Annotated in this window: 15 protein-coding genes; 5 read left to right on the forward strand and 10 right to left on the reverse strand. The window is 70.0% G+C overall.

What is annotated here, in order from left to right:
- Position 1 precedes the first annotated feature (1 nt).
- Positions 2–1,528 (reverse strand): APC family permease, encoded by a 1,527-nt coding sequence (locus tag AB7E03_RS11220; RefSeq protein ID WP_489941487.1) that lies wholly within the window; start codon positions 1,526–1,528, stop codon positions 2–4.
- A 261-nt stretch (positions 1,529–1,789) separates the two neighbouring features.
- Between AB7E03_RS11220 and AB7E03_RS11225 the strand changes: the two genes are divergently transcribed.
- Entirely contained in the window at positions 1,790–2,692 is a 903-nt protein-coding gene (locus AB7E03_RS11225; RefSeq protein WP_489941488.1) for a glycerophosphodiester phosphodiesterase, read from the forward strand.
- A 25-nt stretch (positions 2,693–2,717) separates the two neighbouring features.
- Here the strand turns inward: AB7E03_RS11225 and AB7E03_RS11230 are convergent, their stop codons facing one another.
- Positions 2,718–3,863 (reverse strand): class I SAM-dependent methyltransferase, encoded by a 1,146-nt coding sequence (locus tag AB7E03_RS11230; protein WP_489941489.1) that lies wholly within the window; start codon positions 3,861–3,863, stop codon positions 2,718–2,720.
- Positions 3,864–3,898: 35 nt separating this feature from the next.
- Positions 3,899–4,867 (reverse strand): magnesium/cobalt transporter CorA, encoded by a 969-nt coding sequence (gene corA / locus AB7E03_RS11235; protein ID WP_489941490.1) that lies wholly within the window; start codon positions 4,865–4,867, stop codon positions 3,899–3,901.
- Positions 4,868–4,943: 76 nt separating this feature from the next.
- On the opposite strand from corA, the gene AB7E03_RS11240 reads away from it, so the two are divergent.
- On the forward strand, positions 4,944–6,323 hold the full coding sequence (locus AB7E03_RS11240; RefSeq protein WP_489941491.1) for an alpha/beta hydrolase: 1,380 nt from the start codon (positions 4,944–4,946) through the stop codon (positions 6,321–6,323).
- Between the two features lie 11 nt (positions 6,324–6,334).
- On the opposite strand, the gene AB7E03_RS11245 is transcribed toward AB7E03_RS11240, so the two are convergent.
- The 4 genes from AB7E03_RS11245 to AB7E03_RS11260 all read right to left on the reverse strand — a co-directional run bounded on the left by AB7E03_RS11245 (position 6,335) and on the right by AB7E03_RS11260 (position 10,522).
- Complete coding sequence (locus tag AB7E03_RS11245; RefSeq protein WP_489941492.1) at positions 6,335–7,522, reverse strand: glycine C-acetyltransferase; 1,188 nt, start codon at positions 7,520–7,522, stop codon at positions 6,335–6,337.
- A 2-nt stretch (positions 7,523–7,524) separates the two neighbouring features.
- On the reverse strand, positions 7,525–8,568 hold the full coding sequence (gene tdh / locus AB7E03_RS11250; RefSeq protein WP_489941493.1) for an L-threonine 3-dehydrogenase: 1,044 nt from the start codon (positions 8,566–8,568) through the stop codon (positions 7,525–7,527).
- A gap of 80 nt (positions 8,569–8,648) precedes the next feature.
- Complete coding sequence (locus AB7E03_RS11255) at positions 8,649–9,818, reverse strand: sensor histidine kinase (RefSeq protein WP_489941494.1); 1,170 nt, start codon at positions 9,816–9,818, stop codon at positions 8,649–8,651.
- The gene (locus tag AB7E03_RS11260; RefSeq protein ID WP_489941495.1) at positions 9,812–10,522 is read right to left on the reverse strand and encodes a response regulator transcription factor; all 711 of its coding nucleotides are present in this window, start codon (positions 10,520–10,522) and stop codon (positions 9,812–9,814) included. Before AB7E03_RS11260 ends, AB7E03_RS11255 begins: the two co-directional genes overlap by 7 nt.
- A gap of 154 nt (positions 10,523–10,676) precedes the next feature.
- Here AB7E03_RS11260 and AB7E03_RS11265 point away from each other — a divergent pair, with 154 nt between their 5' ends.
- From AB7E03_RS11265 to AB7E03_RS11275, 3 genes are read left to right on the forward strand one after another with little or no spacing between them, the layout of a single operon-like run.
- Positions 10,677–11,114, forward strand: coding sequence for a DM13 domain-containing protein (locus AB7E03_RS11265; protein ID WP_489941496.1), 438 nt, complete (start codon positions 10,677–10,679; stop codon positions 11,112–11,114).
- Entirely contained in the window at positions 11,111–11,608 is a 498-nt protein-coding gene (locus AB7E03_RS11270) for a DoxX family membrane protein (protein ID WP_489941497.1), read from the forward strand. Before AB7E03_RS11265 ends, AB7E03_RS11270 begins: the two co-directional genes overlap by 4 nt.
- Before the next feature lie 37 nt (positions 11,609–11,645).
- Positions 11,646–12,383 (forward strand): cysteine hydrolase family protein, encoded by a 738-nt coding sequence (locus tag AB7E03_RS11275; RefSeq protein WP_489941498.1) that lies wholly within the window; start codon positions 11,646–11,648, stop codon positions 12,381–12,383.
- Here the strand turns inward: AB7E03_RS11275 and AB7E03_RS11280 are convergent.
- From AB7E03_RS11280 to AB7E03_RS11290, 3 genes are all read right to left on the reverse strand, one after another.
- A complete protein-coding gene (locus AB7E03_RS11280; protein ID WP_441780756.1) occupies positions 12,380–12,793 on the reverse strand; it encodes a heat shock protein transcriptional repressor HspR in 414 nt (137 codons plus the stop codon). The genes AB7E03_RS11275 and AB7E03_RS11280 overlap by 4 nt on opposite strands.
- A 1-nt stretch (position 12,794) precedes the next feature.
- Positions 12,795–13,784, reverse strand: a complete 990-nt coding sequence (locus AB7E03_RS11285) for a DnaJ C-terminal domain-containing protein (protein WP_489941499.1) — start codon at positions 13,782–13,784, stop codon at positions 12,795–12,797.
- Between the two features lie 126 nt (positions 13,785–13,910).
- Positions 13,911–14,603, reverse strand: a complete 693-nt coding sequence (locus tag AB7E03_RS11290; protein ID WP_489941500.1) for a nucleotide exchange factor GrpE — start codon at positions 14,601–14,603, stop codon at positions 13,911–13,913.
- Between the last annotated feature and the right edge of the window lies 1 nt (position 14,604).

The following is a 14,604-nucleotide window of genomic DNA, read 5'->3' on the forward strand; positions in this document are numbered from 1 at the left end:
GTCAGCGGGCGGACGGGTCGCGGTCGTCGATGTTGGCCGGGGCCTCGGCGTCGAGTTCCTCGGGCAGTTCCAGCGGGCGGCGCGTGTAGTAGCCGCGCGCCTTGCGGTAGAAGAGGGCGATCGGCACGATGCCCAGCACGATCAGGCCGAGCCCCAGCACGTTGACCACGATGGCGTCGTCCTGGAAGTTCTGCACGATGCCGACCACGAAGATCACGCCCATGAAGATCGCCCCGACGGCCGGCCACAGCCCGATCAAGATGAAGTTCTTGACCGACTTCAGCAGCACCCGGCGGTAGGCGACCACGACGGCGAGCCCGGCGAGCGTGTAATAGAACGCGATCTGGATGCCGATCGACGCGATGGCGTTGCCCATGATGTCGCCGACGTTGCCGATGAAGTTCGAGCCGACGAAGAGCACGATCGAGACGCCCACGACGACCAGGGTGGCGAACGCCGGCGTCTTCCACTTCGGGTGGATGCGGCCGAACGCCTTCGGGATGGTGTTGTCGCGTCCCATCGAGAACAGCGTCCGGGTGACCTGGATGAGCGTCGTCTCCAGCGTGGCGATCGTCGACAGCGCGACCGCGACGACCAGGATCTTGCCGCCGATGCCGGGCCACACGGCGTCGCCCAGGACCGAGAGCACGTTGGCGCTGTTCGCTTCGATCGTCTTCGCCGGGAGGATGACGAGCGTCGCGATGGTGAAGATCTCGAACAGCAGGAAGACGATGATCACGCCGATGATGCCGGCAGAGCCTGCGTTCTTGTGGCCGTCCTTGGTCTCCTCGTTGAGGTTCGCCGCGACATCCCAACCCCAGAAGTAGAAGGCGGCGATCAGTGCGGCGGAGACGAAGACGCCCTGCCCGGTGAGGTGCTGGAAGCCCAGCCAGTCCCACGAGAACGACGGACCGGCGTGGGCGGACGTCGCCGCCCGGACGATCATCAGCACGGCGAAGAGGATCAGGATGCCGACCTCGATCACCGACATGATCCACTGCGCGCGGGCGGTCACGTGCACACCGAAGAGCACGCAGGCCGCCATCACCAGGAACCAGAGGGCGCCGACGCCGGTGATCAGCGGGACGTTGTCCGCCTGCTCCGGCGCGAACAGGGTGACCGTCATCGCGCCGGCGGGCAGCGCTCCCGCCACCATGAAGATCGTCGCGGAGATGACGAGCGCCCAGCCGGAGAGGAATCCGAGGATGGGATGCAGCGCCCGCGCAACCCACGAGTAGGCGGCGCCGGCGTTCACGTCCAGCCGGCCGAGGTAGAGGAACGCCCACGCGATGCCGAGCATCGGGATGCCGCACCAGAGCAGCGCGGCGGGGGCGCCGAGAGCGGCCGCACCCACGAGAGTCGCCGTCGTCGCGGCGATCGAGTACGCGGGCGCACTGCCCGCGACGGCCATCACGATGGATCCGGCGGCGCTCACGCCGTCGGCCGCGAGCGCGTGGTCGCGCTCTCCCCGGGGGTGCTCGGCGCCGGCTCCGTGCGGGGCGTCCGGCCGGGAACTTGTCTGCGTCATTGCTCTCCTGGCTTCGAGGGTCGCGGCTCGGCGGCGCGAGGCGCGACGTCGATGTGCAACAGGGGGACGTTAGCAACATCCGGCCCAGAGAACAAGCACGTTACGACGGATTCGGTTGCGATTCTGCTCGTTCAGCCCCGGAAAGCGTTGCGTAGCGGCGAGTCAGCGGCGGAAGAGGTCGGTCGAGCAGGACCGCACCATCCCGTCCACCCCCCGACCGGGTCGCTTGAAAGAACGCGGTAAGGATGACTAGGGTTGCCCATGCCCGAGCCCCAGGACACCGCCGCGCCCGGCGGCCGTCGCATCTCTCGGCGTGCGCTCATCGGCGGCATCGCCGGCGGCGTGCTCGGTGCCGCGGCCATCGCGGGAGGCGGCGCCTACCTGATCCCGCGCCTGCTCGACGGGCCGGAGGACGGACTTCTCGTCGACCGGCTGCTGAAGCGTCCCGGCTTCACCGTCGCCCACCGCGGCGGCTCGCGCGACTGGCCCGAGATGTCGATGGAGGCGTACCGCAATTCGGTCGCCCTCGGCGTGAACGCCCTCGAGATCTCGCTGGCCCGCACCTCCGACGGCGTCTGGTTCGGGCTCCACGACGAGACGCTCGACCGCACGTCCGGGACGTCCGGGTTCGTCGCCGCCGACCACACCTGGAAAGAGGTGCAGCGGTACCGCATCACCGCGGCGGAGACCGACGACCCCCGGCAGCCGCCGCAGCCATACCTCCGGTTCGAGCAGCTCGTGGCCGCGTACGCGCGCAGCCACACCATCTTCGTCGACCCCAAAGTGGTGCCCACCGAGCACCTCGGGGAGCTGTTCGCGCTCATGGCGAAGGTCGAGCATCCCACCAACACGTTCGTCGCCAAGGGCTACTGCACCGCACAGGCCTGGCCAGTAGATGCGCGCGGCCGCGGCTTCGCCACCTGGGGGTACTACTACGGAGCGGAGGTCTCGGCCGACCCGACGCTGCTCCCCTCCACCCAGGACCGCTGGACCTGGCTCGGACTCGACTACAACGGCGGCGAGGACGCCTGGCGCACCTTCACGAACAGTGGAAAACCGGTGCTGGCACACATCGTGCCCTCGCGGGCTGCCGCCGATAAGTCTCTGCGGCTCGGAGCGGACGGGATGGTCGTCTCAGGCGTGCAGCAGGTGCTCGGGACGTGAGGGGACGCGGTCAGGCCGGTCGCTGTCAGCGCGCTCGCTTGCGCGACGCGGTGACCGTGAACTTCGGGTTCCGCGCGATCTGACGGGTCGGGCCGACGGCCCGCTCGAGGGCCGCGCGGTAGCCGAGGTGCGAGTTCCACACCGTCCACAGTTCACCGCCGGGCCCCAGCACCCGCCCCGCGTCGGCGAACAGCCGGTGGGCGATGCCCGTGTGCACCGCGCTGCCGATGTGGAACGGCGGGTTGAGCACGATGAGCTCGGCCGACGCGTCGGTCTGGGAGGCGAGGCCGTCGTCGCGGACGACGGTCACCCGGTCGGCGACGCCGTTCGCGGAAGCCGTCGCGGCCGCGGACGCCACAGCCGCAGCCGACTGGTCGGTCGCGGTGACACGGACGTGCGGACGGCCCACGGCGAGCGCCGACGCGAGCACGCCCGTCCCGCAGCCGAGGTCGACGGCGGTGCGCGCATCCGGCACCGCCTCGTCGAGCACGCCGAGCAGGAATCGCGTGCCGATGTCGATCGAGGTGCCCGCGAACGCGGCGCCGTGCGCGCACACCCACAGCCCCGTCTCGGCGTCCTGCGCGCGCTCGGGCCAGCGGTCGAGGACCGTCGCCGCGGCGGGATGCGGTTCCCGGGCGATGAGGACGCGCGCCTTCTGCCGCGCAAGGGACGCCTCCACAGAGCCGAACACCTCACCGAGCACGGCGTTCATGGCGGTCGTCATGTGCTTCAGCATCCCGCCGGCGTAGACCACGACGTCCGGGTGGGCGTGCTCGGCGATCAGGGTCGCGATCTCTGCGAGGGCGTCGAGGCTCCTGGGAAGCCGGAGGAGAACGGTGTGCGCGTTGCGGACGAGGGAGTCGTCGAGGGGGTGGTGGGTGAAGGCTTCGGGGGTGGCGGCTTCGAGGGCGGCCGCGTTGGCGTCGAGGGCGCGCTCGGCGGTGAGCGGATCCTGGTGGACTCGGATGCCTCCCGCTCCCCGGTCCGCCGCGGCGAGGGTCAGCGCACCGTAGGCATCCCCGATGACGACGAGCCCCGCCGTCCGCACCGCGTCGCCGGCGAGGTCGGCGATGAGCCGGTCTGCGGCATCGGAGGCGAACAGATTCGGCGCTTCGACATCCGGCCACCGACGAAGCCGCTCATACGGAAAGCCGGGCGCTGCGGAGGACACGCCTCCAGTCAACCAGAGGGCGCGGCGACGTCGACCTAGATCCACCCTTTGCGCTTGAACACGAAGTAGAGCCCCACGCCCATCGCGACCATGAGCAGCAACGCGAAGGGGTAGCCGAATGCCCAGTGCAGCTCAGGCATCACCCGGAAGTTCATGCCGTAGATGGTGCCGACGAGCGTCGGCGCGAAGAGGATCGCGGCCCATCCGGAGATCTTCTTCACCTCGTCGTTCTGCTGCTGACCGACCAGGGTGCTGTGCACGGTGAGGGCGTTCTGCAGGATCTGCCGGAACCCGTCCGCCCGCTCGGTGACGCGGATGACGTGGTCCTCGACATCGCGGAAGGCGTCGCGCAGGTCCTCGTCGGCGTCCTTCGAAAGCAGCCCCTCGCGGAGGCTGCTCATCACCTCCCGGAGCGGGTCGACCGCGCGCTGGAACTGCATGACCTCGGTCGACAGCTCGAAGATGCGCCGCGACACGCCCCGGTCGCCGGAGAACAGCTGGTCCTCGATCTCGTCGATGTCGTTCTCGAGGCCGGCGACCACCGGCGCGTACTCGTCGACGATCTCGTCCAGGACGCCGTAGAGCGCCGCCACCGGGCCGTGCGCGAGCAGCGGGGAGTCGCCCTCGAGGCGGTGCCGGACGCGGGCGAGGTCCGGCGTCTCGAAGTGCCGGACCGTGATCACGAAGTCCTCGCCGAGGAACAGGTGGACCTCGCCGAATTCGACCTTCTCGGTCTCATCCAGGTAGCTCGCCGGGCGCAGCACCACGAACAGCATCGAGCCGTATCTCTCGACCTTCGGACGCTGATGGCCCGCGAGCGCGTCCTCCACCGCCAGCGACGGGAGCTCGAACTCCTTCGCGACGGCGCCCAGCTCCTCCCGGGTCGGGCGGTACAGACCGATCCACGCGAAACCTCCGCGGTCGCGCACCGTCTCGCTGGTCTCCTCCAGCGACGGCGGTTCGGTGCGGATGCCGTCCACGTACACAGCGTTGTCGACGATCATCGCGCCTCCCTCACGCGAAACACGCTAGTCCCCCTGACTGCATGCTGCGCGCGAGCCGTCCGTAGACTGAACGACGATGCCCGCGCTCACCTGGCTCGCCGCCGCCCTCGTGCTGGTGGGTGCGTACCCCGCTTACCGCTTCGTTCGCCGCGCCTGGAGGTTCCGCGCGGGGCCGACCGTGGTCGCGGTGATCGCCGGTCAGGTCGTCGGGCTCGCTCTTGTCGTGGCCGGCGTCGCCGCGCTCCCGCGCCCCGACCTGGTTGGTCCGGGATGGTTCGTGCTGGTCCTCGCCGCGACCGTGGTGCCGCTCGCGATCGGTGACGTGCTGCAGTCGAGTGGTCGCAGGGCCGCCCGCCTCGCGGTCGCGGCGGTGGCAGCCGTGCTGACTATTGCCGCCATCGTGGTCGGGCTCGTCCCGGGATTCGCGCACGCGACCATTGCGGGCCGCAGCATCCCGGTCACCGAGAAGACCCTGGCCGAGGGCTACCAGCTGGCCGTGCACATCTCGCCGGCCGCCTCCGGATTCGAGGCGCGCGACGCCCATCTGTTCGTGCCCCCGGGATGGCTGCGCGACCCGTCGGGGACGCGCCCCGTCGTCGAGATGATGATGGGCCAGCCCGGCAACCCGACTCTCGGGGCCACGCTGGACGCTCTGCACAGCCTCGGAGACGACCGCCTCAACCAGGCGCCGTTCGTGCTCGTCGTCGACCAGCTCGGGGCGAACGACAAGAACCCGCCCTGCGCCGACACCTCCGCCGGGAACCTCGACACCTACCTGTCGCAGGACGTCCCCGCCTGGATCGACGCCTCACTCCCCGCACCGCGCGACCGGGCGCAGCGCGTCATCGCCGGCTTCTCGCACGGCGGCGAGTGCGCCGCGTACCTCGGCGCCGAGCATCCTGAGACGTGGGGTGCGGTGATCGACGTGTCGGGACCGGACAAGCCCGGCGAGTACCGGCCGACCGTGACCCGCGACCGGTACTTCGGCGGCGACCAGGTGGCGTACGAGAAGACCTGGCCCGCGAATGTGCTGGCGTCGCGCGACTACCCGCAACCGACGGTGGGAATCTTCGTCGCCGGGCAGGAGGACGCGAAGTTCCGTCCGCAGGTCGAGGACACGGCCACCGCTGCCGAGAACGCGGGCTGGAAGGTCACGTACTGGGCGGTGCCGAACGAAGGGCACTCGGGACCGACCCTGGTGAAGGGGTTGGCGACGGGTTACAACCAGCTGATCGGCTCCTGGCTGCGCTCGGGGGCCACTGGGGCAGGCGACCGCTTCCTGTGCGCACCGGATCAATCGGCGCGGGCCTGCGGGGCGACGCAGGCGGCGGTCGTCGCCGGGACCCTCGCGATCATCGACCTGTCCGCGCTCGCGGTGTTCCTGCTGATCGCGCTGGGCCTCTTCTTCGCCCGGCGCGGTGCTTCGGCCCGCCGGGCCGCATCGCTCACCGAGTAGCCCTCCTTGCGCTAGGCGGCGACGGTCTCGCGCGACGCGATGAACGCGTCCACGCAGCGACGGATCTCGTCCTCCGTGTGCGCCGCCGACAGCTGCACCCGGATGCGCGCGCCGCCCTTCGGCACCACCGGGTACGAGAACGCCGTCACATAAACGCCCTGGCGCTGCATCTCGTCCGCCATGCGGGCGGTGAGCGCCGCATCCCCGAACATGACCGGGACGATGGGATGCGCGCCCGGCAGCAATTCGAAGCCCGCCTCCGTCATGAGCCGGCGGAACAGCTCCGCGTTGGCGACGAGCTGCGCCCGCAGGTGGTCCGACTGCTCCAGCAGGTCCAGTGCGGCGAGCGTCCCCGCGACGATGGAGGGCGCGAGCGTGTTCGAGAACAGGTACGGCCGCGAGCGCTGGCGCAGCAGGTCCACGACCTCGCGGTGGCTGGAGACGTAGCCGCCGGAGGCCCCGCCGAGCGCCTTGCCGAAGGTGCCGGTGTAGATGTCGACGCGGTCGGCGACACCGCAGAACTCCGGCGTGCCCCGTCCGTGCTCGCCGACGAAGCCGACGGCGTGCGAGTCGTCGACGAACACGAGGGCACCGAACTCGTCGGCGAGGTCGCAGATCTCGGCGAGCGGGGCGATGTACCCGTCCATCGAGAAGACGCCGTCGGTGACGATGACCGTGAAGCGCGCGCCCGCATCCCGGGCGGCCTCCAGCTGTGCGCGCAGATCGGCCATGTCGCGGTTCTTGTAGCGATAGCGCTGCGCCTTCGACAGCCGGATCCCGTCGATGATGGAGGCGTGGTTCAGGGCGTCGGAGACGATCGCGTCCTCTGCCGTGAACAGCGTCTCGAAGACGCCGCCGTTGGCGTCGAAGCACGAGGAGAACAGGATGGTCGCCTCCGTGCCGAGGAAGCGCGACACCCGCCGCTCGAGCTCCAGGTGCTGCTCCTGCGTGCCACAGATGAACCGCACCGACGCCATCCCGTAGCCCCAGTCGTCGAGCGCGGTCTTCGCCGCGTCCCGCAGGGCCGGGTGGTCGGCCAGGCCGAGATAGTTGTTGGCGCAGAAGTTGAGCACCTCGCGCCCGTCGGCGGTGATCAGCGCCGACTGCGGACCGTGGATGCTGCGCTCACGCTTCGTGAGCCCGGCCGCATCGATCTCGTCCAGCTGCGTCGCGAGCGCGTCGCGGAATTGCCCGTACATGTCTAGACCTCCGTCCAGTCGAGGATGACCTTGCCGCCGCCTGCGGCCGCTGCCGCGGCGAAGCCCTTCTCCCACTCCCGCGCGGGGAAGCGGTCGGAGACGATCGACGCGATCGCGTCGTGAAGCGCGGCGGAGGTCTGGAGCATGGCGCCCATCGCGTTCCACGTCTCGAACATCTCGCGTCCGTAGATGCCCTTCAGCGTCAGCATGTGGGTGACGACGATGCCCCAGTCCACCGCGATCTGCGACGACGGCAGCCCCAGCATGGCGATCCGGCCGCCGTGGTTCATGTTCTCGATCATCGACGGCAGGGCGGTCGGCGCGCCGCTCATCTCGAAGCCGACGTCGAAGCCCTCGCGCATCCCGAGCGCCCTCTGCGCTTCGTGGATGTCGTGCGTCGAGACGTCCACGGTGAAGTCGGCGCCCATCCCCCGGGCGAGCTCCAGTCGCTGCGCGCTGATGTCGGTGCCGACGATGAACCGCGCGCCGACGTGGCGGGCGACGGCGATCGCCATCAGGCCGATGGGTCCGCAGCCGGTGACGAGCACATCCTCGCCGACGACCGGGAACGCGAGAGCGGTGTGCACGGCGTTGCCGAGTGGGTCGAACAGCGCGCCGACCTCGGGCTCGATCGCGCTGTGGTGCACCCAGACGTTGGTGGCGGGGAGGACGAGCTGCTCGGCGAAGGCGCCGTCGCGCTGCACGCCAACGCCCTTCGTGCGGATGCACATCTGGCGGCGGCCGGCGCGGCAGTTGCGGCAGGTGCCGCAGACGATGTGTCCCTCGCCGGAGACCAGGTCGCCGACCTCCACGTCGTGCACGAGCGGGCCGACCTCGACGACTTCGCCGAAGAACTCGTGGCCGGGGATGAGCGGGGCCTTCACGGCCGACGCCGCCCAGTCGTCCCAGCGCTGGATGTGCAGGTCGGTGCCGCAGATGCCGGTTCGCAAGACGCGGATCCGGACATCCTCGGGGCCCATCTCGGGCTCGGGTACGTCGACCAGTTCGAGGCCGGGTGCGGCCTCGCTCTTGAACAGGGCTCTCATCGTCGCTTCCTCGTGGGACTCGGTGTGCTTCATCGCGCGGCCGACAGCTCGCCTTGTGGGCGGTTCGGCCGAGATAGAGCCTAGACCGTCCTCGCAGGGGTGACGCCGATCAGCTCACGAGGGGTCGCCACAGGCAGGGTCACCGACACCTCGAACCCGGACGTGGAGTGCTCGGCCCGCGCCGTTCCGCCGTGGGCTTCGGCGATCGCGCGGACGATGGCGAGCCCCAGGCCCGCTCCGGTCCACGCGTCGGCCTGTGCCCGCGGCGACCGCGCGACGTCGCCTCGCCAGCCCACCTCGAACATCCGCTCGAGATCCTCCGGCGGGACACCGCATCCCTCGTCGAGGACGCTCAGCCGAAGCAGCGAATCGTCCCTCGTCGCCGAGACGACCACCGCAGACCCCTGCGGCGCATGACGCACGGCGTTGGCCACCAGGTTCACGACCACGCGGCTGAGGAGATGCGGGTCGACCCAGGCTTCACCGCCGGCGACCTCGCCGTGGATGACGCTGACGCCGGCCGGCGCCGTCTGACGCACCTCGGACACGGCGTCGGACACGAGGTCCATCACCGCGACGGCCTCGCGCCGCGGCCGCAAGCCGCCGCCCTGCAGACTGGAGAGCTCGAACAGGTCGTTCACCAGGCGGGACATGGAGTGCGCCTCCTGGCGGATCCGCCGGATGTAGTCGGCCGGGTCCGGTGCCAGACCATCGTCCAGCGCCTCCGCCAGCGCCTGCACGCCGGTGAGCGGCGTCCGCAGGTCGTGGGAGATCCACGCGAAGAAGGAGCGGCGGCTCGCATCCAGCCGTTCGAGCTCCGAGCGCGTTGCCGCCAGCCGCTCGGACGCCTCCGCGAGACGCAGGGAGACCTCCGTCAGTTCGCGCCCTGCGTGGACGCCGGCCTCGATCACCTCGCCGTCGCCGACCCGGCGGGCCGAGTCGCCGAGAAGACGTGCCGAGTGCCGGAGCTGCCGTCCGACGATCCAGGCGGCCAGCAGGCTGAGGACCGACGAGACGCTCACGACCCACAGCAGCACCGTCAGGTCGTGGTGCGAGAAGTACATCTCCGCGGCGATCGCGATCGTCGATCCCGCAATCGCGGCGACGGCGGCAACCACGACCACCGCGAACCGTGAGGCGATGGATGCGCCACGCCACTTCCGCAGGACGACGATCGCCACCAGGTTCGCGATGGCCGTGCACGACAGGGTCGTGAGCGCGATGAGCTGCAGGTCGGCGAAGGTCAGCACAGCTCCACCGCCCCGGCGGCGAAACGGTAGCCGGCGCCCCACTCGGTCAGGAGGAAGCAGGGAGAGTTCGGGTCCTCCTCGATCTTCTCGCGGAGCCGGCGCACGTGGACGGTGACCGTCGACGCCTCGCCGGCGTTCCAGTCCCACACTTCGCGGAGAACCTCCTCACGGCTGATGATCCGGTCGGGGTTCCGGACGAAATAGAGCAGCAGGTCGTACTCCCTCGGGGCGAGAACCAGCTCTTGCCCTCCCGACCACGCCCGGCGGCGAGCGGGATCGAGCCGGAACGGCCCGCGCACCACCGAGGCTGCGGCTGCGGTACCGCCGCGACTGCGCCGGATCAGCGCGTTCACCCGCAGCACGAGTTCCCGGAGTGCGAACGGTTTCGAGAGGTAGTCGTCGGCGCCCCGCTCCAATCCGTCGATGCGGTCGTCGGTGCCGCCGAGCGCGGTCAGCATGATGATCGGAAGCGCCGGCGCGACCGCACGCGCTTCCCGGCAGACCTCGTCGCCGCTGTAGCCGGGCAGCATGCGATCGAGCACCAGGACATCGGGAAGGGATGCTCGGAGCGCCCGGATCGCGTTCGCGCCGTCGGCATGCGCGACGACCGCGAAGCCATCCGACCGCAGGTAGTCACCGACCACGCCGAGGACGTTCGGGTCGTCCTCGACGATCATCGCCACTGGCGCACGCTCTTCGATCACTCCATGACCCTCTCCTGCGAGGCCCGCCGGTCGGGCGTTTCTTACGGGCTGGAAAGAACCGCCTCGCCCTGCGCCGGGCCCTCGATAACTTCAGTGTCGCCGACGTGACCGTGAGTCCCCTCGGCATCCATCGAAACACCAAGGAGTGAACCCCATGCGCAAAACCTTCTTCGCCGGCGCGGCCATCGTCGCCCTGTCCCTCTCGCTGACCGCCTGCAGCGCACCCTCCACGGCCGACACGAGTTCGCCGTCTGCGGCCACCTCGTCGAGTGCGCCGACCACGAAGACCGACGACCGGACGGGCACCTTCGCCGGGCTCAACGGCAAGAAGGTCGCCGGCACCGTCAGTTTCCAGGACGGCAACCTGGTGCTGAGCGGATTCTCGTCGGACGAAGGCCCCGACCTGCACGTCTACCTCGCGAACGGCACGGACGAGGCGACCGTCACGGCCGGCAAGGAGATCAAGGGCGTGTCGTTCGACACCGCGTCGCAGAAGATCTCGCTCGGCGGCGTCGACACCGCCGGCTTCGCCTACGTGGTCGTCCACTGCGACAAGGCGAAGGCGGTCTTCGGCGCCGCGCCCCTGTCATGACCGCTCGCGAACTCGCCGCGCCGATCCTGGTCGGTGCGGCGAGGGTCGCGCTCGGCGGCCTGTGGCTGAACGAAGCGGCGATCAAGGTGCGCTCCGGATTCGGCGGGGCGGACATCCTGCTCGTCGCGAACGGCGCGGCCACCAACACGCGTGTCCCCGGCTACTTCCACTGGTTCGCATCGAACGTGATGCAACCGGCCTCCGGATTCTTCGGTTTCGCGATCCCCCTCCTGGAGGCGGGACTCGGCGTGGCACTCGTTCTCGGCATCCTCACCCGGGCGGCAGCCGTGATGTCCATCCTCACCCTGCTGCTCTACTGGTCGTCGGACCAGCTCATCTGGGAGTACCCGGTGATGGTCGCCCTCTCCGTCGTCGTGGTCGCGTTCCCCGTCGCCGCGCGTCGGTTCTCCCTCTCCGCGCTCCTCGAGTGGATGTTCGCCCGACGACGTCCAAGGCGGCCGTCCCTGCCGCGATCGCTGGTCGTCTGGCTCTGAACCGGGCGGTCCTTGCAGTGATGGCTAGAGTTCACCCATGAAGCGCGCGCTGATCGTCGTCGACCTGCAGAACGAGTACGTGACCGGGAACCTGAAGATCTGCTTCCCGGACCTGATGACCTCCATCCCCAACATCGAGGTGGCGTGGGATGCGGCCGACGACCACGGCGTGCCCGTCGTCGTCGTGCAGCACATCGAGGACGAGGGCGCTCCGGTCTTCGCCCGCGGGTCCGACGGCGCGGCGCTGCACTCCTCGATCGCCGACCGGACGCCCGCGCACGTGATCAGCAAGACCAGCGTGTCGGCGTTCCCCGGCACCGACCTGGAGCAGTGGCTGCGCTCGGCAGGCGTCGACACGGTGACCATCGCCGGCTACATGACGCAGCACTGCTGCGCGGGCACGGCACGCGATGCGGCCGAGCTGGGGTTCACCGTCGAGTTCCTGTCCGACGCGACCGGGACGCTCGACCTGGTCAACGAGGCGGGTGCCATCTCCGCCGACGCGCTGCACCGCAGCGTGCTGGTGACGATGCAGTCGGAGTTCGCCGCGGTCGCCACCACCGAGGAGTGGACGCTCGCGGTCGAGGCCGGCGACACCCTCCCCGTCTCGAATCTGTGGGACAGCACCGGCCACGCCCGGCTGCCCGAGAAGCACGCCGAACTGCACAAGCTGATGCGGGAGGTGCGCTCAGGGATCGACAGCGACATCGCCGCGGAGGAGGCGCACAACATCCAGAACACCCTCTACGTCGGCCAGGGGGTCTCCTCGCTCTAGCGCTCCAGCGGGCGCCAGACCACGAGCTGGTTACTCCGGCGGATGCGGGTTCCGGCCCGCATCGACACGACCTCGCCCTCGGAGCCGGCCGCGAAGACGCGACGGCCCGGGCGGTTGAGGAGCTCGTCGGCGAGCGCCGACTCCAGCTCGCGGACGCGGCCGCGCAGTTCGCCGACCTGGTCTTCGAGCTCCAGGATGCGGCGGATCCCCTCCAGGCTGACGCCCTCGGAGCCGAGGCGGGCGATCTCCTGCAGCTTCTCGATGTCGCGCATCGAGTAGCGGCGCGACTTGCCGGCGGTCCGGCTGGGGCTGACGAGTCCGAGCCGGTCGTACTGGCGGAGCGTCTGCGGGTGCATGCCCGCGAGCTCTGCCGCGATCGAGATCACGAAGACCTGGCTGTGCTCGTCCATGTCAGCTCCGGGCCTTGGCCAGGATGTCGTCGCGCGGGTTCTCGTCGGGCAGCCTCGCGGCGAACGCCTCGAGCGCCTCCTTGGCCTCGCCGGACAGGTGCGACGGCACGGCGACCTGCACCACGGCGAGGAGGTCGCCGGTGCCTTTGCTGGTCTCGACGCCGCGGCCCTTGACGCGCAGGACCCGGCCGCTCGGGGTTCCGGGGGCGACCCGGAGCTTGACGGGGTCTCCGCCGAGGGTGGGGACCTCGATGGTCGCGCCGAGCGCTGCCTCTGCGAACGTGACGGGGACGTTGACCCGGAGGTTGAGGCCGTCGCGCTCGAAGACGGGGTGCTTGCGCACGGTGACGGTCAGGACGATGTCGCCGGGCTCACCGCCGTCAGGGCTCGGCTGGCCTTTGCCGCGAAGCTTGATCTTCTGGCCGTCCGAGACCCCCGCGGGGATCTTCACCTTGATCGGCTTGCCGTCGGACGCCTGCAGCGTGATGGTCTCGCCGCGGGTCGCCGTGACGAAGTCGATGGTGGTGTGGGCGGTCACGTCGCGTCCGCGTGTCGGGCCGCCGTACCCGCGGTAGCCGCCGGTAGTGGTACCGAACCGGCCGTTGCCGAACAGGCCGCCGAAGACGTCGTCGAACTCGCCGCCCTGCTGGAAGGTGTACCGCTGGCCGCCCGCGGCGCCCTGGCCGAACATCCCGCCGAAGACGTCGTCGAAACCGCCCTGCGCACCCGAGCCGGGCGCCGTGAAGCGTGCGCCGGTTCCCATGGCGCGGATCTGGTCGTACTCCTTGCGCTCCTCGGCGTCGCTGAGCACCGAGTAGGCCTCGCTGATCTCCTTGAACTTCGCCTCCGCGGCAGCGTCGCCGGGGTTGGAGTCCGGGTGATACTTGCGTGCCAGCTTGCGGTACGTCTTCTTGAGGTCCGCGTCGCTGACATCCTTGGAGACGCCAAGCACCTTGTAGAAGTCCTTGTCGAACCAGTCCTGGCTAGCCACGGGCGCCTCCTCTCACTGTGTGTAGATCGTGACTGAAGTCTGCATGAAATCTGCGGGTGCGGGCCGAACGGAGCGGCGAGAATGCTCCCCGCCGCTCCGTTCCGTGTCCTGCGCCGTTTCGCCGGATCAGGCCGGCACCGCGACGACGACCTTCGCCACCCGCACGGTGGTGGAGCCCAGCCGGTAGCCGGTCTCGACCACTTCGGCGACGGTGTCCGCCGTCACGCCGGGGGTCGGCTGCTGGAAGATCGCCTCGTGGATCTGCGGGTCGAAGGGCTCGCCCTTCTCGCCGTACGGGATGAGGCCCAGACGCTCGACGGCCGCGCGGAGCTTCGCCGCGATGGTCGTGAACGCGCTGCCCTCGCCCAGGTCGCCGTGCTTCTCGGCGCGCTCGAGGTCGTCGAGCACGGGGATCAGGCCCTTCACCGCATCGCCCACGGCGCGTTCGCGTTCGATCTCGCGGTTCGCCTCCGTGCGCTTGCGGTAGTTCGCGTACTCGGCGGTCACCCGCTGGAGGTCGGCGAGCCGTTCGGCGGCGAGTGCCTCACCGGTCGTCTGCCCTGAGAGGATGTCGAGGTCGTCATCGCTGAGGACGGTCCCGTCGTCATCGCCCTCGGCGGGGCCGACGTCGACGAGCTCCTCGTGGGCGAGGTCGTGCTCGTCGCCGTGCTCATCGTCGTCGGCTGCCGGCTCGGGGTCGGGCTGCCGGACCTTCCCGGTCTCGGGGTCGATCCTCCGCTCCGTTCCTTGATCGGGTACAGGGCGGATGATCGGCTCCTCGCGTTCTGGCTCCTGGGAGCCGCCGTTCTGGTCCGACATG

Source organism: Leifsonia sp. RCC_180 (assembly GCF_058138205.1).

What these genes read in the sequence shown, in the direction of transcription:
- AB7E03_RS11240 (WP_489941491.1), top strand. Translation starts at nt 4,944, where the DNA reads ATGCCCGCGCTCACCTGGCTCGCCGCCGCCCTCGTGCTGGTGGGTGCG.
- AB7E03_RS11265 (WP_489941496.1), top strand. Translation starts at nt 10,677, where the DNA reads ATGCGCAAAACCTTCTTCGCCGGCGCGGCCATCGTCGCCCTGTCCCTC.
- AB7E03_RS11225 (WP_489941488.1), top strand. Translation starts at nt 1,790, where the DNA reads ATGCCCGAGCCCCAGGACACCGCCGCGCCCGGCGGCCGTCGCATCTCT.
- corA (WP_489941490.1), bottom strand. Translation starts at nt 4,867, where the DNA reads ATGATCGTCGACAACGCTGTGTACGTGGACGGCATCCGCACCGAACCG.
- tdh (WP_489941493.1), bottom strand. Translation starts at nt 8,568, where the DNA reads ATGAGAGCCCTGTTCAAGAGCGAGGCCGCACCCGGCCTCGAACTGGTC.
- AB7E03_RS11220 (WP_489941487.1), bottom strand. Translation starts at nt 1,528, where the DNA reads ATGACGCAGACAAGTTCCCGGCCGGACGCCCCGCACGGAGCCGGCGCC.
- AB7E03_RS11290 (WP_489941500.1), bottom strand. Translation starts at nt 14,603, where the DNA reads ATGTCGGACCAGAACGGCGGCTCCCAGGAGCCAGAACGCGAGGAGCCG.
- AB7E03_RS11270 (WP_489941497.1), top strand. Translation starts at nt 11,111, where the DNA reads ATGACCGCTCGCGAACTCGCCGCGCCGATCCTGGTCGGTGCGGCGAGG.
- AB7E03_RS11245 (WP_489941492.1), bottom strand. Translation starts at nt 7,522, where the DNA reads ATGTACGGGCAATTCCGCGACGCGCTCGCGACGCAGCTGGACGAGATC.
- AB7E03_RS11275 (WP_489941498.1), top strand. Translation starts at nt 11,646, where the DNA reads ATGAAGCGCGCGCTGATCGTCGTCGACCTGCAGAACGAGTACGTGACC.
- AB7E03_RS11280 (WP_441780756.1), bottom strand. Translation starts at nt 12,793, where the DNA reads ATGGACGAGCACAGCCAGGTCTTCGTGATCTCGATCGCGGCAGAGCTC.